15 protein-coding genes and 8 tRNA genes are annotated in these 19,508 nt (G+C 43.9%); 20 read left to right on the forward strand and 3 right to left on the reverse strand.

Going from position 1 to position 19,508, the window contains the following annotated elements; all coding sequences use genetic code 11:
* Positions 1-144: 144 nt before the first annotated feature.
* Positions 145-951, reverse strand: coding sequence for a nucleoside-specific channel-forming Tsx family protein (locus tag DFP81_RS14870; protein ID WP_115898696.1), 807 nt, complete (start codon positions 949-951; stop codon positions 145-147).
* Between the two features lie 427 nt (positions 952-1,378).
* Between DFP81_RS14870 and DFP81_RS14875 the strand changes: the two genes are divergently transcribed.
* The 5 genes from DFP81_RS14875 (at position 1,379) to DFP81_RS14895 (ending at position 9,226) form a co-directional block, all read left to right on the forward strand.
* Positions 1,379-1,624, forward strand: coding sequence for a hypothetical protein (locus tag DFP81_RS14875; RefSeq protein WP_115898697.1), 246 nt, complete (start codon positions 1,379-1,381; stop codon positions 1,622-1,624).
* Between the two features lie 90 nt (positions 1,625-1,714).
* A complete protein-coding gene (locus DFP81_RS14880) occupies positions 1,715-6,142 on the forward strand; it encodes a PAS domain S-box protein (RefSeq protein ID WP_115898698.1) in 4,428 nt (1,475 codons plus the stop codon).
* Between the two features lie 7 nt (positions 6,143-6,149).
* The gene (locus DFP81_RS14885; protein ID WP_115898699.1) at positions 6,150-7,073 is read left to right on the forward strand and encodes a GGDEF domain-containing response regulator; all 924 of its coding nucleotides are present in this window, start codon (positions 6,150-6,152) and stop codon (positions 7,071-7,073) included.
* A 149-nt stretch (positions 7,074-7,222) separates the two neighbouring features.
* Complete coding sequence (locus tag DFP81_RS14890) at positions 7,223-7,834, forward strand: helix-turn-helix domain-containing protein (protein ID WP_115898700.1); 612 nt, start codon at positions 7,223-7,225, stop codon at positions 7,832-7,834.
* Positions 7,835-7,879: 45 nt separating this feature from the next.
* Positions 7,880-9,226, forward strand: coding sequence for a class II 3-deoxy-7-phosphoheptulonate synthase (locus DFP81_RS14895; RefSeq protein WP_115898701.1), 1,347 nt, complete (start codon positions 7,880-7,882; stop codon positions 9,224-9,226).
* A gap of 112 nt (positions 9,227-9,338) precedes the next feature.
* Here DFP81_RS14895 and DFP81_RS14900 read toward each other — a convergent pair whose 3' ends face one another.
* Together DFP81_RS14900 and DFP81_RS14905 are read right to left on the reverse strand one after the other, a co-directional pair.
* The gene (locus DFP81_RS14900; protein WP_115898702.1) at positions 9,339-10,061 is read right to left on the reverse strand and encodes a GIY-YIG nuclease family protein; all 723 of its coding nucleotides are present in this window, start codon (positions 10,059-10,061) and stop codon (positions 9,339-9,341) included.
* A gap of 97 nt (positions 10,062-10,158) precedes the next feature.
* Complete coding sequence (locus DFP81_RS14905) at positions 10,159-10,785, reverse strand: O-methyltransferase (protein ID WP_115898703.1); 627 nt, start codon at positions 10,783-10,785, stop codon at positions 10,159-10,161.
* 257 nt (positions 10,786-11,042) lie between these two features.
* Here DFP81_RS14905 and thrS point away from each other — a divergent pair, with 257 nt between their 5' ends.
* From thrS to DFP81_RS14980, 15 genes are all read left to right on the forward strand, one after another.
* Positions 11,043-12,974, forward strand: coding sequence for a threonine--tRNA ligase (thrS, locus tag DFP81_RS14910; protein WP_115898704.1), 1,932 nt, complete (start codon positions 11,043-11,045; stop codon positions 12,972-12,974).
* 14 nt (positions 12,975-12,988) lie between these two features.
* On the forward strand, positions 12,989-13,522 hold the full coding sequence (infC, locus tag DFP81_RS14915; protein ID WP_115898705.1) for a translation initiation factor IF-3: 534 nt from the start codon (positions 12,989-12,991) through the stop codon (positions 13,520-13,522).
* Between the two features lie 64 nt (positions 13,523-13,586).
* Positions 13,587-13,781, forward strand: a complete 195-nt coding sequence (gene rpmI / locus DFP81_RS14920; RefSeq protein ID WP_115898706.1) for a 50S ribosomal protein L35 — start codon at positions 13,587-13,589, stop codon at positions 13,779-13,781.
* A gap of 50 nt (positions 13,782-13,831) precedes the next feature.
* Positions 13,832-14,188: a 50S ribosomal protein L20 gene (rplT, locus tag DFP81_RS14925; protein WP_115898707.1), complete on the forward strand. Its 357-nt coding sequence runs from the start codon at positions 13,832-13,834 to the stop codon at positions 14,186-14,188.
* Between the two features lie 128 nt (positions 14,189-14,316).
* Positions 14,317-15,312, forward strand: coding sequence for a phenylalanine--tRNA ligase subunit alpha (gene pheS / locus DFP81_RS14930; RefSeq protein ID WP_115898708.1), 996 nt, complete (start codon positions 14,317-14,319; stop codon positions 15,310-15,312).
* A 22-nt stretch (positions 15,313-15,334) separates the two neighbouring features.
* Positions 15,335-17,719 carry a phenylalanine--tRNA ligase subunit beta gene (pheT, locus tag DFP81_RS14935; protein ID WP_115898709.1) on the forward strand — a complete coding sequence of 795 codons (2,385 nt, stop codon included), beginning with the start codon at positions 15,335-15,337 and terminating at the stop codon, positions 17,717-17,719.
* A gap of 4 nt (positions 17,720-17,723) precedes the next feature.
* Positions 17,724-18,020 (forward strand): integration host factor subunit alpha, encoded by a 297-nt coding sequence (locus DFP81_RS14940; RefSeq protein ID WP_115898710.1) that lies wholly within the window; start codon positions 17,724-17,726, stop codon positions 18,018-18,020.
* 357 nt (positions 18,021-18,377) lie between these two features.
* Positions 18,378-18,454: transfer RNA gene (locus DFP81_RS14945), tRNA-Pro, on the forward strand.
* A 13-nt stretch (positions 18,455-18,467) separates the two neighbouring features.
* A tRNA-Thr gene (locus DFP81_RS14950) sits at positions 18,468-18,543 on the forward strand.
* 65 nt (positions 18,544-18,608) lie between these two features.
* A tRNA-Thr gene (locus DFP81_RS14955) sits at positions 18,609-18,684 on the forward strand.
* Between the two features lie 53 nt (positions 18,685-18,737).
* Positions 18,738-18,813 (forward strand) — tRNA-Thr (locus tag DFP81_RS14960).
* Between the two features lie 43 nt (positions 18,814-18,856).
* Positions 18,857-18,932: transfer RNA gene (locus DFP81_RS14965), tRNA-Thr, on the forward strand.
* 168 nt (positions 18,933-19,100) lie between these two features.
* Positions 19,101-19,176 (forward strand) — tRNA-Val (locus DFP81_RS14970).
* Positions 19,177-19,228: 52 nt separating this feature from the next.
* A tRNA-Asp gene (locus DFP81_RS14975) sits at positions 19,229-19,305 on the forward strand.
* A gap of 109 nt (positions 19,306-19,414) precedes the next feature.
* Positions 19,415-19,490, forward strand: a tRNA-Val gene (locus DFP81_RS14980).
* The last annotated feature ends 18 nt before the right edge of the window (positions 19,491-19,508 follow it).

Consider the following 19,508-nt stretch of genomic DNA (forward strand, 5'->3'; position numbering starts at 1 on the left):
CTAAATGTTTTCAGTGACTTTGTGTTTTAGTGCTAATAATAGACAGTCTAGATGAATTAGAACCGAGGGGGTGAATAAGCGCGGCGCTTACCGCCTCTTACTTGGCATGAACATGCAAGAGGCGGTAAGTCGATAGGGCAAGGCTTAGAACTTATAAGTCACCGCTACATAGTGGGTGAAGCCCGTTGTTTTCAAGCCAGCACTGTCTTCTATACCGTAAACATCGTGGAAATATTTTAAACCGTAACCCACAGCGTAACGTTTAGAGTGCCAGTAAAGGCCGTTAAAATTAGCAAGGCCTGTGCTTGAACTGTTGTACTCTGATTTTAGGCCGAATTGGTAATCCACATAACCTTGGTAAGCGATGAAAGAGCCGTTTTCAAATGTAGTTAAAGGTTTAAACCAGTTAGCCGAAAACTGATAGCCGTTCCAATCTTGTCTGTGATCAGTCATGTCATATAAGGCATAAAGGTTCATGCCGACTTTGCCTAACCATGGCACATTGACATCAGCACCTATACCAAAAAAGGCATTGTTTGTAGCATTGACGGTATCTTCATCATTGCCGCCATCAATATTGAATAGTGTGGAGATATACAATTCTTGAACTGGCCCAAAAGAAAGGTCTTTACCTGTCATGCCGTCCAAAGAAAAACGCGGCGCTAGCTTAAGAAACATTTTGTCGCTACCCGACTTGTCACTTGATTCGCTAGATAATAAGTTGAAGACATCAATGTATCCGTATAAATCTACGATCCCAGAACGTCCGCCGAACTCCATTTCTAGGTAGTCATGATCATTCCCTTCTGGGTCAGGCAATTCATCAAAAGCGTACATAAGATTGAACTGACGCCAAGAGTAATCGTTTTTATGAATGTCATCAGAATAATCTGCTGCCAAAGCAGTAGAGGCTGCCGCCGCTATGCCTAGCCCTAAAAGTAGTTTGCGCATCGTTCTCTCCACGGAAAAGGTAAGTTTTGATCACAATATAACCAATTGGTCAGAAATGTGACTAGAATGTGGATACTACATCGTTTTTTCTTCATTACAATCACTATTTGTGAAAAAAATATGATGCGCATTATTGGTGAATTATTTTTGTCTGTGCACCAAGAAGAGCGCTAGATGAATTTGCTATTTTTCCTTTTTTTTCAATCGCTTTGGTGATGGATGGTTGTTGTGTCTAATATTTTCGGGGTCTTTTTGGTGCGCTTGCTATGTAACATATATCATGTGATAACTTTAAGTTTTACGCTCTACCTAGCGGAACGAAGAGGTCGCTTAATGGTGCTAGAAAAATCTTCTCGACGAATAATGGCTTCTATTCAGCCTCTGTTTCGCTATCATTAAGCTTTAATTAAATTTATGGGTGCTTTATATGAGATTAAGATTTGGCTTTGTTGTGTTTAGTGGTGTGCTTGCGTTGAGTTCAACCAGTGCTTTGGCTTACCAAGATTACTGTACGCCTAAACTGGAAGTTTACTTAAAGACAACACAAGATACGGTGGATTCTAAATATGTACCGGAAAGGCAAAAAGAGGTGGCTCAGAAAATTTTAGATAAAGTGAAGGCGAGTCGTAACGAAACCGAGGACTGTGTGTTGCTAGATAAGCTGCTGCCGTAAGCTTCAAGCTTACATTTTTATACGCAATAGATCTTTCCACTGCTTAGAATCACTCTATTATTGCTTTATTAAGCTAGGATTTAGAGTGATATGATTGAATTGGTTGCTGCGTTAAAAAGTGCGACGCGTCTTTTAAATATGACATCCACAGCGGTTGTCCTTAAAGATGATGTGGTGTTTGATGTTAAAAATGCAAAGATGGAACGATTGGTTGTCGCCTTTCGTGATGTGTTAGCGGATGGTGTAACGAAAAATCTAGCTGTTCCGAATTTAGCGCAAGCGACTGAGTATAAAGAGAGGTTTTGGCAGGGAATTCTTGGGTCTGGCCGATTAGTGGTAAAGCAGCTTGGTCAGGCGTCAAGTAGAGCTTATTTGCTCTCTTTTAGCGAGGAGGCTGTTAAGGTTTTTCCCGCATCATATGATCAAGATTTGTCTTTTATTGAAGTGGCTTTGCAAGGGTTATTAAAGGATAAGCAAGATACCCCAGCGAACACTTCAATCCCTCATTTTCATCACTCAGTGCTAGAGTTTGTTAACGACAGTAATAGCATGATTGCTGTCTTGGATAATCGACTAGACTTTCATTTTGCCAATAACAAATGCTTAAAAGAGCTCAAATTAAAACCGCAGGAAGTAATAGGCAAGTCTATTGTTGAGGTGGTAGGAGAAGAGGTTTATAAAACTGCAATAGGGTATCTTGAGGCTGCTTTGGAGGGTGAAAAAAGTACCTTTTTACTTACCATAAAACGCAAAGAAGGTGCGAATAAGGTATTAGAAGTAACCTGTTCTCCAAAGTATTATAACGAGAGTCAGGTTGGATTGTATGTTGTTGCTCGCAATGTGACGACGCAGCAAAAAACATTACGCACACTGCGTGATTTACACCAGATAACAGCTAATGATGCGATCAGTTTGGAACAAAAATTAGAGCGCATTTTGCGGGTAGGGGTTGCCCAATACGGCCTGCCTTTGGGCATTATTAGTGCCATAGAAAATACCACTTATACGGTGAAATATTGTGTTTCGCCAGAAAATGAATTGTCTCCAGGCATGACGTTTGATTTAGCACAGACTTATTGTGCTTACACCTTCCATCATAGGGAGCCAACTTGCTTTCATGATGTCGCTAACAGTACGCTCAAAACACACCCTTGTTATCAAACTTTAGGATTAGAGTCCTATATAGGTGCCTTGATCATCATCGAGGGACATCCTTGGGGGACGCTGAACTTTTCCAACTCCAAGTCAAAAGAAGAAGGCTTTAGCGAAGATGATATTGAGTTAATGAAATTGTTAGCTCAATGGGTGGGGAATGAAATAACTCGCCATCGCGCGTTGGCGCAATTAAGTGCCTCAGAACAGCAGCAGCATTTACTGCTTAACTCTGCCCATGAGGGCTTCTTGGGAATCGATGAAGGTGGTTTGATTATTTTTGCGAATCAAGCGGCTTGCCAAATGACTGGCTATGCATTGGATGAATTACTCGGCCAGCATCATCATTCCTTACTGCATCATTCTTATGCTGATGGCACGCCTTATCCGTTATCAGCCTGTCCTGTTAGTTGTACCTTATCCAATGGCGCAAGCCATCAGTCTAATGCTGAGCCTTTATGGGGAAAGGCGGGGATGTTTGTTGCAGAATATAACTCTGTTGCCATGTTGGATGTGGATGGCGCGGTCCAAGGTGCGGTGGTTACTTTTCAAGATCGCACTCAACAACTTAGTGTTGAGCGTGAGATGTTAGAGCAGAAGAAGCTCTTTGAATCACTTTTTGTGGATGCTCCCTCAGCGATAATTCTGGTCAATATGCAGCGTGAAGTGGTGATGGTAAATCCCGCTTTCAGTGCTTTGTTTGGCTATTCTGCGGAAGAAATTGTGGGGCAAAATACCGCCCTTTTGTATACCGATTTAGATGAGTATGCTCGTATTGGTGAAGCCTATTATGGTGCCAACAAGCTCAATACGCATACATTAGATAAAGTCTCCTGTATCAGTAAAGACGGGCGTGTCTTCTTTTGTGAAAGCGCCAATAGTGTGATTACTGGAGAAGACGGGACTGTGGTAGGCCACATTGGTCATATTACCGATATTAGTCGTCGATTAGCAGATGAAAAAGAGCGTTTGAAAGCCAATCAACGTTTTTCGATGGCTTCTGATGCGGCTTCAATTGGTGTATGGGAATGGGATCTTAAATCCAATGAAGTGATGTGGGACGATTGGATGTATCGACTGTTTGGGGTCGAGAAAGATGAAGTAGACAATCCTTATAATATTTGGCGCCAATCGATTCACCCTGATGATGTATCTCTTCTTAATCAGCAGATAGACGATTTTATTAAAGGAGGGGAAAACTTTGATACGTCTTTTCGAATTGTTCGCCAAGACAGTCAGGTGCGTCATTTAAAAGCCAATGGCGCGATGGAATATGATAGGGACGGTTTTCCATCTAGGTTAATAGGGGTAAATCTTGATATCACTTCACAAATCGAAACAGAGGCGATTTTACGAAAAGCGAGCAATGAAGCTGAGATGGCTAACAAGGCTAAGAGTGATTTCTTAGCCACAATGAGCCATGAAATCAGAACCCCTTTAAATGGTGTGTTGGGCATGGCGGAGCTGTTGTCCAGTTCTGCGTTAACCAATGAGCAGAGGACTCAATTGACTATTCTTCAAGAGTCCGGGGAGAGCTTACTGGGGCTGATTAATGAGATACTCGACTTTTCAAAAATAGAAGCGGGCCAATTGACCATTGAGTCAGTAGATTTTGATTTGGAAAAAACTCTCTATGATGTGGTTCGCTTACTTATTATCAGCGCCGAGAAAAAAGGCTTAGACTTGCTTGTTGAATACCCCAGTCAAACGCCTAGAAACTTTATAGGGGATGCATTTCGGATCAAACAAGTGCTGATCAATTTGATCAGTAATGCTATTAAATTTACTCACCAAGGTCAGGTTGTTATCAGCCTGGATTCAGTCGCAGATAGGTTAGGTGGTGTCAGCCTTTCAATTAAGGTTACTGATACAGGGGTTGGGATTGCCGAAGATAAGCAAGCGTCCTTGTTCAAGGCTTTTACACAAGAAGATTCTTCAACCACTCGAAAATTTGGTGGCACCGGTTTAGGGTTGGCGATAACCAAACAGTTGGTTGAATTAATGGGCGGCCATATTGGATTGCAAAGTGAGGAAGGCGTTGGTTCTACCTTTATGGTGTCTTTGGTGTTGATGGAAAGTTACTCAACTCCCCCCGTGGACAGCGTTGATCTTTCAAAGTGGCGCAATGCGCGAGTGCTGCTGGTGGACGATAATGAAGTGAATTTGATGATTCTCTCTAACCAGTTGACGGAGCTTGGTATGCAGTGTGAGCAAGAGCTCAACTCAGAGCGTGCCAGTGAGCGAATCTTGCTTGCTGCAGAGCAGCAGCAACCTTATGCGTTGGTGGTATTAGATTATCAAATGCCTGAGCTGGATGGTTTGTCGCTCAGTAAGCGTATTAGGACGCAATCTCATGATGCTTATCTTCCTGCGATTATGATGGCCTCTTCTTTAGGGCGAATGCAGCAACAGGACCTCACTGAGGCAGGAGTTAATGTCTGTCTGACGAAGCCTGTAGACAGTCATTCGTTGTTGCTAGGGGTGGATGCCGCCTTAAATGGGCAGGTGATGGCGAAGCAAGTTTCGTACTTTTCCTCAAATGAGAGAGCCTTGTATCAAACTGATATGGCCTTTCCTCAGTTCTCAGCGACTGTGCTGGTTGTGGAAGATATGTCCGCCAATATTGCTGTCGCACGGGGACTAATCGAAAAAATGGGGCTGAAGGTCATTGAGGCAGAAAATGGTGAGCTGGGTGTTCAAAAGTGGCAAGAATGTCAGCCTGATTTAATCTTAATGGATTTGCATATGCCTATTATGGATGGTATCACGGCGATGCGGTCGATTCGCTTTATCGAAAAGGCAAAGTCATTTGAGCGCCGTGTGCCAATCTTTGCACTTACCGCGGATACCCATAATGAACGGGTTGCTGATGTGGAGAGAGCGGGAGGAGATGGCCTGATAGCGAAGCCTTTTAAAAAAGAGGCGCTTATTCGTATCTTTCAGCGTTATTTTGAGCAGCACAAACCTGGCAAGGAGGAGAGTTTGACGGATTTGAATAAGCACGATGAGAAACATTCAGAGAATGAAAGCCTAGTATTGGATCAGCAAGTATTGTGTGAGCTTAGGGCTGTTTTAGGGGATGACATAGAAATACTATATCAAGCTTTCTTTTCCGATGCTGAACAAATTGTTGACACTCTAGGTGTTGAAAATGATAACCAAGATATGGATTTTGACGTAGTCACAAGAGCGGCTCACAGTATGAAGTCAATTTCACAGAACTTAGGGGGGCGTGAGCTTTCACGGCTTGCAGGGCAGTTGGAGAAGGTGTCTAAAAAAGGCATGTTACAAGACACTCGTGACTACATCGCTCTGTTATTAGAAGGGTACGCTCTATTTTCTGCAGCGCTCGCCAAAGAGCAATAAGGGCATTATGAAGATTCTTATAGTTGATGATACGAACACAGATCGACTCTTACTAAAAATGTATTTGTTGAAGTTAGGCCATCAGGTGGTTGAAGCCGTAGATGGAGAGCAGGCTATTATCCAGTACATAAAGGATGCCAACGAACTAGACCTGATTCTGATGGATGTGCAAATGCCTGAATTAGGCGGCTTTGAAGCAGTGAATAAAATTCGCAGTATTCAAGAATCGCGTAACTTAGAGTGGGTGCCGATTATTTTTCTCAGTGCCAGTGCTGAGGCGGATGATATAGAAGAAGGGATTCGTGCTGGTGGCGATGATTACTTGATTAAGCCAATACACCAAAAAGTATTGTCAGCAAAAATGCTCGCCATGCAGCGGATTGCCGACATGAGGCATCGTCTTATTTTGGCCAATAACGTGCTTGAGGCACAGGCATCAACAGATCATTTGACAGGCATACTTAATCGCAGGGCTTTAGAAACCGTGTTGGATAGAGAGGTGGCTCGTTCCAAAAGGTTTGCCTCTTCCTTTTCATTTGCCTTGTTCGACCTAGACCACTTTAAACGAGTCAATGATGAGCATGGTCATGACGCAGGTGATTATGTGTTGGCGGAAGTCGTAAAAAGAGTGTCTGAAGGGTTGCGCTCTGATGATGCATTAGGGCGAGTAGGTGGTGAGGAATTTGGTGTGCTGATCGTCAATTGTGTTGGCAAAACAGCAAAGGAAGCTTGTGAAAGGTATCGTCAGCTAATTAGTGAAAAACCATTTTATTATAATGACATCGAAATGAATATTACCATTAGCGTCGGCTGTGTGACGTTTAACGTTAAAGAAGACAGCAGAGAATCCATCTATAAAAAAGCCGATGTTTGTTTGTATGAGGCAAAAAGATTGGGGCGCAACCAGGTAGTTTATAAAGAATCATCGTGATGATAAGAAAGTGATCATGCAATAAAAGCGAAAAATGCCCATCATTAGTGGGCATTTTTTGTTTTTATTGCAATAGATGGGTCATATCCCATAGGTTAACGCTGTTTCTTTTAGTAAACTTTTAGAACTTAGAATGAGATAGGTGAATTATGGTAAGTCGACCGTCTTTAGAAACTGCTACAGCATCAGACCCCGATCGCTTTGTTGAGCCTTTGGAGTTGGGTAAGCGGGTAAAGGAAATCCGTTTAACCAAAGGGTGGACATTAGAGGAGGTCAGTAAAAGGACAGGGATTGCCCGATCCACTCTTTCTAAAATTGAGAATGACCAGGTATCACCTAGTTTCACTATTGTTCAGAAGTTAATAAAGGGGTTGGGGATGGATTTGCCGCAACTTTTTGTTGAGGCGAGTGAGCATTCTATTGCCGGGCGGCGTGACATCACACGCAAAGGTAAAGGGGAACCCCACCCAACGGCGACCTATGAGCACGAACTGTTAAATTTCTCGATTAGCCGAAAGAAAATGGTGCCATTCAAAACTAAGGTGCGAGCAAGAAGTTTTGATGAATTTAAGGAGTGGGTTCGTCATGATGGAGAGGAATTTTTGCTTGTGTTGGAAGGGAGGATTAATTTTTTCTCTGAGCTTTATGAGCCAATTGAATTAAAAGAAGGGGACAGTGTGTATTATGATGCCAGCATGGGTCACACTGTTGTATCCACATCGAGTAAAGATGCAGAAATTCTCTGGGTAGTGGCTCGTTAGTAGGCGGCGTCAGAGAGTGAACAAATAAAAAAGGTTTTAGAAAATATGAATCAATGGAATCCAGCCAGCTGGAGAGAGAAAACAGCGTTACAGCAACCAGTCTACCCAAGTGCCGAGCATTTAGCTCAGGTGGAAAATACGCTTGGTAAAATGCCTCCACTTGTCTTTGCTGGCGAAGCGCGCCAATTAAGAGCGGCTTTGTCTAAAGTAGCCAAAGGCGAATCTTTTTTACTACAGGGTGGAGATTGCGCAGAGAGTTTTGCGGAGTTTCATGCTGATAATATTCGCGATACGTTTAAAGTTATGCTGCAAATGGCTGTGGTGATGACTTACGCTGGAAAATGCCCGGTTGTAAAAGTGGGAAGAATGGCTGGGCAGTTTGCTAAGCCGCGTTCCGCTGGAAGTGAAACCATTAATGGGGTTGAGTTGCCGAGTTATCGTGGCGACATTATCAATGGAATTGAGTTTACCCCTGAAGCGCGTGTTCCGGATCCAGAGCGTTTAGTGCAGGTTTACAATCAAAGTGCTTCAACGATGAACTTGTTGCGTGCTTTTTCTCAAGGTGGCTTTGCTGATTTGCATCAGGTTCACCAATGGAATTTGGATTTTCTAAAAGCCAGCCCAGCAGGGGCGCGTTTCCAAGGTATTGCGGACAAAATAGATGATGCGATGCAGTTTATGGAAGCCTGTGGTGTGGGTGGTGGCATTAGTCAGCTTCAAGAAACCGAATTCTATACCTCCCATGAAGCCTTGTTGTTGCCTTACGAGCAAGCGTTAACTCGCCAAGATAGCCTAACAGGTGACTGGTATGATTGTTCTGCGCACATGTTGTGGATAGGCGATCGTACTCGTCAGTTAGATGGTGCACATGTGGAGTTCTTGCGTGGTGTTAATAACCCGATTGGGGTTAAAGCAGGTCCAACAATGGACCCAGAGGATCTCTTGCGCCTGTGCGATGCTTTGAATCCTAATAATGATCCAGGTCGTCTGAATATCATTGTTCGCATGGGAGCGGATAAGGTTGAAGAAGGCATGCCTAAGTTGATTAGAGCGATCCAGAAAGAAGGCAAGCAAGTGGTGTGGAGCAGTGATCCAATGCACGGCAACACAGTGAAAGCTAGCTCTGGGTATAAAACACGTCATGTTGACCATGTACTGAAAGAAGTGCAGCAGTTTTTCCAAGTGCATAAAGCAGAAGGAAGTTATGCTGGTGGTGTGCATTTTGAAATGACGGGACAAAATGTCACCGAGTGTGTGGGTGGTGCTTTCAAAGTGACAGAAGAAGGCTTGGCGGATCGTTATCACACTCATTGTGATCCGCGTTTGAATGCAGATCAGTCCCTTGAATTGGCATTTATGATCTCTGATACATTGAAAAAAGCGCGTGCTTAGGCTCGTCGTTGTTTGATGTGGTTAAGGGGACAGCTTAACGAAAAAAGCCCAGTGATCTAATCACTGGGCTTTTTTACTGAGAGCTTGTTGCTATATAGGTTTGCTAATCAGCTTAACCTTTACGGCGACGGAAAGATGACGTCGCTGTTTTTGATGTAATATCAATTTTGGCCATGATTAGAGCCATTTCTTCGGCTTCGGCCTGTTGTTGTGCTTTCAGTTTTTCTTCGCGTTCTTTCTTCGCTGCTTTTTCAGCCTCGCGCAGCATGCGTTGAATGCTGGCTTTGCTTTTTGGGCGTTCGACTTTAGTAATATCAGACGGCTTAGTTGGGTCTTCTAGTGCAGGGGTGGCTGCAGGAGAGTCTAAGCGGTCTTCGCCAATGAGCTCACCAAAAAAGGAGCTTGCTGTCGGTTTTGGAGCAACTTCTTTTTTAACAGGCAGCTCAATTGACTTTTTTGCTGCTGCCTTGCGCGGTTTTTTAGGCTGTTCGGCAGTAGATACGCCGTTAGCGTCAAACATGGCTTTTTTGCCGAAGCTAAGTCCTGTTGCTTTGGCAGTGGTTTGACCGATTTTGTAACCACGCAAGCTTTCACCGTTGTAGATAGAGACATAGTCTTTTTCTAGTTCGTAAAGCTCTTGTTTGTCTTCGGTTTCAAATAGTTCTTCAACTGTAAATGCACTAAGGTCATGCTCTCGGATGTCCTCGTACAGTGGAAAATCTAAGCCTTCATTGGCTGCTTCTACGTATTGTTCAAAGCGTTGGAAGCCACTATTGAAAGACGTGCCTATATAATGTTTGCCAGTGATATTATTTGTGATTTTAAAAACGACCAAAATCGCTGCCTCTTACTTAGTATCTTTTGAATAGCACATAAACCCGAATCACTTCTGGTTGCCCAAAAATGAGTCGGGTTTATAGAAAAAATAGGGGTTAGTGTTTTACGACGAGGTTCAGTCCATCGCGGACATTAAGGTGAACATTCTCGACTCGACTGTCTTTTGCAATTAATTCGTTAAGTTCATTGACTGCAAAATCGCTGTTTTCTTTAGGATCAAGAACACGGCCTTGCCATAAAGAGTTGTCAATGACGATGAGTCCTCCCTTACTAACCAATGGCATAACCGCTTGGTAGTAATTAAGGTAATTGCGTTTGTCAGCGTCGATAAAGACGAAGTCAAAAAGACCGTCAAGATTTTGAATCGTCTCCAGCGCAGGACCAAAAATCGGTTTGATCTTGTGTCCGTGGGGGCTACGATCGAAAAAGGATTGAGCAAACTCAATTGCTCTAGGATTGGTTTCACAACATATGATCTCACCATCGCTGGGCATGCCTTCAGCAATGGATAAAGCAGAATAACCGGTAAACATACCGATTTCTAAAACGCGCTTAGGCTGCTTAATGGTGGCGAGAAGCTTTAGAGTTCGGCCAATGACTTTACCAGACAGCTTGTTAGGGTACCCCATATCCGAATAGGTTTTTTCAACCAGTTCAATGAGTAGGTCAGGTTCTGATTGAGTTGTCTCAATACAGTAGTCGTCAAGATGATTAAGATCCATAAGGCCTTTCAGATACTAAAGAGTGTTGCGAAACGGATGCCAATTTTACTCTGCGTGAAGAGAATGTCTATGGCTAAAACTAAGAAAAAAGCCTTGATTTTCTAGCATTCTTTTTTATTGAATTTTGTTTTAGCTTTTGTTGGTTGTAACAGGTGAATTAGCGTTCGCAAGACAGAGTCAAAAATGCTATTTTAGGCGCCTTAAATTGACATGTGCTCTCTGGTATGGAGCACCACTGACTCCAAATAGGAGAAAAAATGCCTGTAATTACTTTGCCTGATGGCAGCCAACGTACTTTTTCCGATCCAGTTACTGTTATGCAAGTGGCTGAAGATATTGGTCCCGGCCTTGCGAAAGCAACCATTGCTGGACGCATTAACGGAACCTTAGTCGATGCTTGCGAGTTGATTTCTGAAGATTCTGAGATCAGTATCGTTACCGGAAAAGACCCTGAAGGGGTTGAAATTATCCGTCACTCTTTTGCCCATCTAGTCGGACACGCTGTTAAGCAGTTGTTTCCAACGGCTAAAATGGCAATTGGTCCTGTGATCGATGAAGGCTTTTACTACGACATTGCTTACGAACGCCCATTTACACCTGAAGATATGGCGGCGATAGAAAAACGTATGGCTGAATTGGTGAAAGCCGATTATGACGTAGTGAAAAAAATGACGCCAATCGTTGAAGCTCGTCAACAATTTGTTGATCGTGGTGAAGATTACAAGGTCGCTTTAATAGATGATATGGATGAATCAGTTACCCAAGTGGGTCTGTATCATCATGAAGAATACATGGATATGTGTCGTGGGCCGCACGTGCCTAACACACGAGTGCTTCGTCATTTTAAATTGATGAAGTTGGCTGGTGCCTATTGGCGCGGTGACTCTAACAATGAGCAGCTACAGCGTATTTATGGCACTGCTTGGAACGATAAAAAAGAATTAAAAGCTTATTTGACTCGTATCGAAGAAGCTGAGAAGCGTGATCACCGTAAGCTAGGCAAGAAACTTGACCTGTTTCACGTGCAAGAAGAAGCACCTGGTATGGTATTTTGGCATCCAAAAGGCTGGAGCCTGTACCAAACGGTTGAACAGTACATGCGTAACAAGCAACGCGAGAACAATTATCAAGAGGTGAAAACGCCTCAGATCGTTGATCGTGTGCTTTGGGAGAAATCCGGTCATTGGGGTAAGTATCATGAAAACATGTTTACAACACACTCTGAGAACCGTGATTACGCAGTGAAACCAATGAACTGCCCATGCCATATTCAAGTGTATAATCAAGGTTTAAAGAGTTACCGTGATTTGCCATTCCGCATGGCGGAGTTTGGTTCTTGTCACCGTAATGAGCCTTCTGGTGCCCTACATGGCATTATGCGAGTACGAAACTTTGTACAAGATGATGGTCATATCTTTGTAACAGAAGGCCAGATCCAGCAAGAAGTGTCAGAGTTTATTGACCTGTTGCATGAAGTTTACGCAGATTTTGGCTTCGAGCAGATCATTTACCGCTTATCGACTCGTCCGGAGCAGCGTGTTGGCTCTGATGAAGTGTGGGATAAAGCGGAAAAGGCCTTGGCTGAGGCATTGAATGCCGCTGAATTGGATTGGGAAGAGTTACCAGGTGAGGGCGCTTTTTATGGTCCTAAGATCGAGTTCTCTTTGAAAGATGCCATTGGCCGAGTGTGGCAATGTGGTACCATTCAGGTGGACTTCTCAATGCCGACTCGCCTAAATGCGCAATATGTCTCTGAAGATGGTTCTCGCCAAACGCCTGTTATGTTACACCGAGCAATCGTTGGTTCTTTGGAGCGATTCATCGGTATTTTGATTGAAGAGACAGAAGGTTCCTTCCCGGTCTGGCTAGCGCCTGAACAAGTTGTTATCATGAATATTACAGACCGTCAGGCAGATTATTGTTCTGAATTGGAAAAAAGATTAAATTCTAACGGCTTTAGAGCAAAACTTGACTTGAGAAACGAGAAGATCGGGTTTAAAATTCGCGAGCATACTCTTCAACGCGTGCCTTACATGATCGTAGTTGGGGACAAAGAAGTGGAGCAGCAACAAGTTGCTGTCCGAACTCGTACCGGCGAAGATCTTGGGGTGATGAGTATCTCTGATTTTGAAGATCTGCTTCAAACAGAAGTTGCTCACCGTAGCCGTAAACAAAAAATGGAGAAATAGTTATAAAAGGTAATATGAATCGTGGACGTAATGCGAGCAAGCAGCGTCCTCTAATCAACGAAAATATTCGAGCCACTGAAGTGCGTTTAATCGCTGCTGACGGTGAACAAGTTGGTGTTGTCTCTCTTGAAGAGGCACTTAAAGCGGCTCAAGAAGCAACGCTTGATCTAGTTCAAATTGCTGATTCAGATCCCATTGTTTGTAAAATCATGGACTACGGTAAGCATATTTTTGAAGCGAAGAAAGCAAAAGCCGCTCAAAAGAAAAATGCGAAGCAGATTCAAGTAAAAGAAATGAAATTCCGTCCAGGGACGGAGGAAGGGGATTATCAGGTAAAACTCCGCAACCTGATACGTTTCCTTGAAGGCGGGGATAAGGCCAAAGTATCACTACGATACCGCGGTCGTGAAATGGCCCATCAGGAGCTTGGCATGCAACTTATGAATCGAGTCGCTCAAGACTTAGACGATTATGGTGTCGTGGAGCAAGCTGCGAAAATGGAAGGTCGCCAATTGACTATGGTGCTAGGCCCCAAAAAGAAGAAGTAATTTACAATAGCCTTGGTTATTAAGAAATTACGATAACATTAACGAATGCGAGAGTGGTTTTATCATGTCCAAAATTAAGTCACACAGTGGCGCAGCTAAGCGCTTCAAACGTACCGCGAATGGTTTTAAACATAAGCAGTCCCACACTAGTCATATTTTGACTAAAAAGTCTACTAAGCGTAAGCGTCATTTGCGTGCTCTGAGCCAAATCGCACAAAGCGATAAAGCTCTTATCGTTCGCATGTTGCCTTACATTTAATTGTAGAGTTTTTTTAAGTTAATTTATTTTATTAGTAAAGGGTTTATATTATGCCTCGCGTAAAACGTGGTGTTCAGGCTCGTCGCCGTCACAAGAAGATTTTAAAGCAAGCTAAAGGTTACTACGGTGCACGTAGCCGTGTATTTCGTGTAGCTAAACAAGCAGTTATCAAAGCTGGTCAATACGCATACCGTGACCGTCGTCAACGCAAACGTCAATTCCGCGCTTTGTGGATTGCCCGTATTAATGCTGCTGCACGTATCAACGGTTTATCTTACAGCCGTTTCATTGCTGGCTTGAAAAAAGCAGCAATCGAAATTGACCGTAAAGTATTGGCTGATCTAGCTGTGTACGAGAAAGAGGTTTTTGCTGCAATCGTTGAAAAAGCGAAAGCTAGCTTGGCTTAATTTCTGACGTAGCCTTAGGGTGGTTTGATCTTGAAAGATCCTGTCTTACTAGAAAGAATGACCCAATGCAGTCTTTAATAGGGGAAGAGCTAACGCTCTTCCCCTATTTTATTTTTTGGAGTATGTAAATGGAGAATCTAAAACAGATTCTTGCTGATGCGTTAAACGCAGTAGCAGCGTCTGAGACCGAGTCCGCCTTGGATGATGTGCGTGTGCATTACCTAGGAAAGAAAGGGGCTTTGACCGCTTTGCTGAAACAGTTAGGTAATGTTTCTGCAGAGGATCGACCAAAATTCGGGCAGTTGGTGAATGAAGCCAAAGGCCAGGTTCAGGAAAAAATTACTGAACGTAAGGGTAAGCTTGCAAAAGCGGCTCTGGATGCAAAGCTAGCAACCGAAACAATCGATATCTCCTTGTCAGGGAAAGGTCAAGAAATTGGTGGTCTTCACCCAGTGACTCGTACAATGGAGCGTATTGAAAACTTTTTCCGTGGTATTGGCTTCGATGTGGCTGCAGGGCCAGAAATTGAAGATGATTACCACAATTTTGAAGCGTTAAATATTCCGGCGCATCACCCAGCGCGCGCGATGCAGGATACATTTTACTTTAATCCGACTACGGTATTGAGAACGCACACTTCTCCAGTGCAAGTGCGTACCATGGAAAAGTCTCAGCCGCCAATCCGTATTATTTGTCCGGGCCGTGTATATCGTTGTGATTCTGATCAAACTCACACGCCAATGTTCCATCAGGTGGAAGGTTTGTTGATTGATGAGAATATTTCCTTTGCCGATCTGAAGGGGATATTGCAGCAGTTTTTGAATGTCTTCTTCGAAGATGATCTTAAAGTGCGTTTCCGCCCAAGTTACTTTCCATTTACTGAGCCTTCCATTGAAGTGGATATCATGCGCACTAATAGCAAGGGTGAAGAGTCTTGGTTGGAAGTGTTGGGTTGTGGCATGGTTCATCCTAAAGTGCTTGAGATGTCTGGCATCGATTCTGAAAAATACACAGGTTTTGCTTTTGGTATGGGCGTCGAGCGTTTTGCTATGTTGCGCTACAAAGTGGATGACCTTCGTATGTTTTTTGAGAACGATTTACGTTTCCTTAAGCAATTTAAGTAACCAGTCGACCTAGGATGTTTTTATGAAAATTAGTGAGAATTGGCTAAGAGAGTGGGTCAATCCAAACATCAGTAGCGATGATTTGGTGGCTCAAATTACCCTAGCAGGCCTTGAGGTTGATGAAGTTTTACCAGTAGCGGCTGAATTCTCAGGCGTTGTTGTGGGTGAAATTATCAGTGCTGAGCCACACCCAAACGCGGATAAGTTGCAAGTTTGTCAGGTAACGGATGGCACCGAGCAGTTTCAAGTTGTGTGTGGTGCGCCGAATGCCCGTGCGGGTATTAAAATACCTTTTGCTAAAATTGGCGCCGTGTTGGGTGCGGATTTTAAAATTAAAAAAGCCAAATTGCGTCAAGTGGAATCCTTCGGGATGCTTTGCTCTGCTTCTGAATTGGGAGTGAGTGAGGATAATGACGGGATTATGGAATTGCCTCTTAGTGCGCCAACTGGCGAAGATTTTCGCGCGTTCTTGGGGTTAGATGATCAAATTATTGATGTTGATCTAACGCCAAACCGTAGCGATTGCTTGAGCTTAGCGGGCTTGGCACGTGAAGTTGGTGTGTTGAATAAAGCTGACGTGACGCCTGTTGAAGTGACAGCGGCAGAAGTGTCTATTGATGATACTTTCTCTGTTCGAGTTGAAGCGGCTGATGCCTGCCCACGTTATTTGGGGCGCGTTATTCGTGGCGTTAATGTGGCAGCGCAAACGCCTTTATGGATGACTGAGAAGTTGCGTCGTAGTGGTGTTCGTTCGATAGACCCGATTGTTGATATCACCAATTATGTGATGCTTGAGCTGGGTCAGCCAATGCATGCTTTTGATTTGTCGCAATTGTCTCAATCTGTTGTTGTTCGCATGGCACAGAAAGATGAAAAGATTGTCCTGCTTGATGGGCAAGAGATTAGTTTGCGTGAAGACACTTTGGTGATTGCGGATGAAAAAGCGCCACTGGCTATTGCTGGTGTTATGGGAGGAGAGGGTTCTGGTGTTAATGCTGAAACCCAAGACATCTTCCTTGAAAGTGCTTTCTTTACCCCGCTTGCTCTTGCAGGTAAGGCGCGCTCATATGGCTTGCACACAGATTCTTCCCATCGTTTTGAGCGTGGTGTTGATGCAAGCTTGCAGGAAAAAGCCATTGAGAGAGCGACAGCGTTAGTGCTTGAGATTGCCGGTGGTCAAGTAGGCCCTATCGTGCGTGAAGAGGCAGAAGCTTCTTTGCCTGAAGCGGCGGTAGTGACACTGCGTCGCAAAAAGCTTGATCAATACTTGGCTATTTCAATCGATAAAGACTTGGTGACGGATATTTTGACGCGCCTTGGTCTTGAAATGCTTGAAGTAACGGATGAGGCTTGGACGACTAAGGCTCCATCCCATCGTTTTGATATTGCTATTGAGGCAGATTTAATAGAAGAAGTGGCTCGTATTTACGGATACGACAACTTGCCTTCGTCCATGCCTCAAGCGGCGGTGAACTTTACCCCTCAATCTGAAAGCAAAACGCCAATTCAAGCGTTGCGTTCTGTATTGGTGGCGCAAGGTTATCAAGAAGCGATTACTTATAGCTTTATTGATCCTGTTCTAAGTAAGCAATTCTTACCAGACATTGAGCCGGTGCCGCTGGCAAATCCTATTTCTGCGGATATGGGGGTGATGCGCCCGAGTTTGGTTCCTGGTTTGGTGAAAGCCTACTTGCATAATCAGAATCGCCAGCAATCACGCGTGCGCTTATTTGAAACAGGTCGTCGTTTTATCGGTACTGTTGAAGCGCTGGATGAATTGGATCAGCAGCAGCAAATTTCTGGCTTGATTGCGGGCAGTCGTGATTCTGAAGCTTGGTATCACAACAGTGATAAGGTGGATTTTTATGACCTTAAAGCCCATGTAGATGCTTTGTTTGATTTGAATGATGGTAATAAGCCTACTTATGAGCGCTCGAAGTGTGAGTTCTTGCACCCTGGTCGTTCTGCCGATGTGTTTGTCGATGGTGAGTTTGTTGGTATGTTGGGTGAGTTGCACCCGCAGTTGTCAAAAACACTGGGGGCTAATCAGCCTTTATATGTGTTTGATATCGCATTGGCGGCCGTAATCGATGCGAAATTGCCTGAATACAAAGCCATCTCAAAATTCCCAGAAGTGCGTCGTGATTTGGCTTTGCTTGTGGATCGTTCTGTTCCAGTCGCTGATTTAGAAAAAGTGATTACTGAGTGCGCTGGAGATGCCTTTAAAGAGGTGCTTGTTTTTGACGTATATCAAGGCCAAGGTATTGATGATACGAAAAAAAGTGTCGCTTTGGGCTTGACGTGGCAGCATCCTTCCCACACTCTTAGTGATGAAGAAGTAAACAACTCTGTCGAAACAATTGTTGCGGCATTAGCTGAGAAGTTAGGGGCCGTTGTAAGGGGGTAATCTTATGGCATCGTTGACAAAAGCGGATTTGGCCGAAAATTTAGTAGATTCTGTTGGTCTGGCTAAAAAGGACGCAAAAGATCTTGTAGAAGGTTTTTTTGATGTAATCCGAGAGTCTCTTGTTGAGAGGCAGCAGGTTAAATTGTCTGGCTTCGGAAACTTTGAAGTTCGTGAAAAGAGTCAACGGCCAGGCCGTAACCCTAAAACGGGTGAAGAGATCCCAATTACTGCTCGAACCGTTGTTACCTTTCGACCGGGGCAAAAGCTTAAGTCAAAGGTAGAGAATTATATGCAAGAGTAAGCGCCTTCCTTAATAGGCCTTATGATTGGCATGATCGGTTCTAATAAAAAGCCACCCTAGGGTGGCTTTTTTGTTTTCGGTGTAGTGCTTAGTTAGCAAGCGATGGCTTTGTAGATTGATTGAGGGGAGGGGGCTTCTCAAAGGAGAAGTACCTCGTAGCGGCAAAGAGAGGGTGTGGCTTTGCTGGATGGGCTGTAGGTATTGCTTATAAGTATATTTAGATCAATAGGTAAGCAATATCTCCCTGGTTTGGTATAGTTTTGATTAATTTGAAAAAAACTTAATAAAACTCTTCCCTTTTCAATTCGTTATAGTAATATACGCACCCGCTGACAGCGACAGTGTTGCTGTCTGCATCGGGGCGTAGCGCAGCCTGGTAGCGCACTAGCATGGGGTGCTAGTGGTCGCAGGTTCAAATCCTGCCGTCCCGACCAAAATTTGAGAAATGCCGCTATAGCTCAGTTGGTAGAGCATCTGACTTGTAATCAGAGGGTCCCGAGTTCGACTCTTGGTGGCGGCACCATATTTTGGTCAAAGTTCTTAGCTTATTGAAGGTGAGAATAAAAAATAGATTTTGCTTTTATTAAAGCCGCTATAGCTCAGTTGGTAGAGCATCTGACTTGTAATCAGAGGGTCCCGAGTTCGACTCTTGGTGGCGGCACCATCTTCTAATAGAAGATGAAAGTGAAAGTAAACTGCGTTCTGGTAAATGGTTATGCCGCTATAGCTCAGTTGGTAGAGCATCTGACTTGTAATCAGAGGGTCCCGAGTTCGACTCTTGGTGGCGGCACCACTTATCTTAATTGAGTCGTATTAGAAAATTGATTCAGCGTTAAGCCGCTATAGCTCAGTTGGTAGAGCATCTGACTTGTAATCAGAGGGTCCCGAGTTCGACTCTTGGTGGCGGCACCATTAATTTGGAAGTAACTTGAGTTTTTATTTTCTACATCTAGTAGGATGTAAAGCTTTTACTTTTTAAGTAAAGCGGGTGTGTAGCTCAGTTGGGAGATTCGTTTCTTAACAAGGCGCAAGACACCGGGAGTTCAAGCTCCCCATCATAATAAGATGTTAAATTATGACGGGTGTGTAGCTCAGTTGGGAGAGCGTCGCCCTTACAAGGCGAATGTCGGGAGTTCGAACCTCTCCACACCCACCACTTACTAAACAGTGGGTTCATGTAACAGTGAGCAAAAGATTTAGATTGTGTTGGAGTGGTAGTTCAGTTGGTTAGAATACCTGCCTGTCACGCAGGGGGTCGCGGGTTCGAGTCCCGTCCATTCCGCCATTTACTTCTTTTCTTAAAGAAGTGAGTTTGGCAAAGAGTGATTAGATATTCACACTATCTAAGTATTAGGAGTTAAAGCTCCTCATCTCATAAGATGTAAAATTATTGCGGGTGTGTAGCTCAGTTGGGAGAGCGTCGCCCTTACAAGGCGAATGTCGGGAGTTCGAACCTCTCCACACCCACCACTTACTAAACAGTGGGTT

This window comes from Marinomonas pollencensis (assembly GCF_003387375.1).
GTDB classification, from domain to species: Bacteria; Pseudomonadota; Gammaproteobacteria; order Pseudomonadales; family Marinomonadaceae; genus Marinomonas; species Marinomonas pollencensis.

Coding starts and splice junctions, on each gene's coding strand:
- rplT (WP_115898707.1), top strand. CDS start 13,832: ATGCCTCGCGTAAAACGTGGTGTTCAGGCTCGTCGCCGTCACAAGAAG.
- DFP81_RS14905 (WP_115898703.1), bottom strand. CDS start 10,785: ATGGATCTTAATCATCTTGACGACTACTGTATTGAGACAACTCAATCA.
- DFP81_RS14940 (WP_115898710.1), top strand. CDS start 17,724: ATGGCATCGTTGACAAAAGCGGATTTGGCCGAAAATTTAGTAGATTCT.
- DFP81_RS14890 (WP_115898700.1), top strand. CDS start 7,223: ATGGTAAGTCGACCGTCTTTAGAAACTGCTACAGCATCAGACCCCGAT.
- infC (WP_115898705.1), top strand. CDS start 12,989: ATGAATCGTGGACGTAATGCGAGCAAGCAGCGTCCTCTAATCAACGAA.
- DFP81_RS14880 (WP_115898698.1), top strand. CDS start 1,715: ATGATTGAATTGGTTGCTGCGTTAAAAAGTGCGACGCGTCTTTTAAAT.
- rpmI (WP_115898706.1), top strand. CDS start 13,587: ATGTCCAAAATTAAGTCACACAGTGGCGCAGCTAAGCGCTTCAAACGT.
- pheS (WP_115898708.1), top strand. CDS start 14,317: ATGGAGAATCTAAAACAGATTCTTGCTGATGCGTTAAACGCAGTAGCA.
- DFP81_RS14875 (WP_115898697.1), top strand. CDS start 1,379: ATGAGATTAAGATTTGGCTTTGTTGTGTTTAGTGGTGTGCTTGCGTTG.
- DFP81_RS14895 (WP_115898701.1), top strand. CDS start 7,880: ATGAATCAATGGAATCCAGCCAGCTGGAGAGAGAAAACAGCGTTACAG.
- DFP81_RS14885 (WP_115898699.1), top strand. CDS start 6,150: ATGAAGATTCTTATAGTTGATGATACGAACACAGATCGACTCTTACTA.
- thrS (WP_115898704.1), top strand. CDS start 11,043: ATGCCTGTAATTACTTTGCCTGATGGCAGCCAACGTACTTTTTCCGAT.
- DFP81_RS14870 (WP_115898696.1), bottom strand. CDS start 951: ATGCGCAAACTACTTTTAGGGCTAGGCATAGCGGCGGCAGCCTCTACT.
- pheT (WP_115898709.1), top strand. CDS start 15,335: ATGAAAATTAGTGAGAATTGGCTAAGAGAGTGGGTCAATCCAAACATC.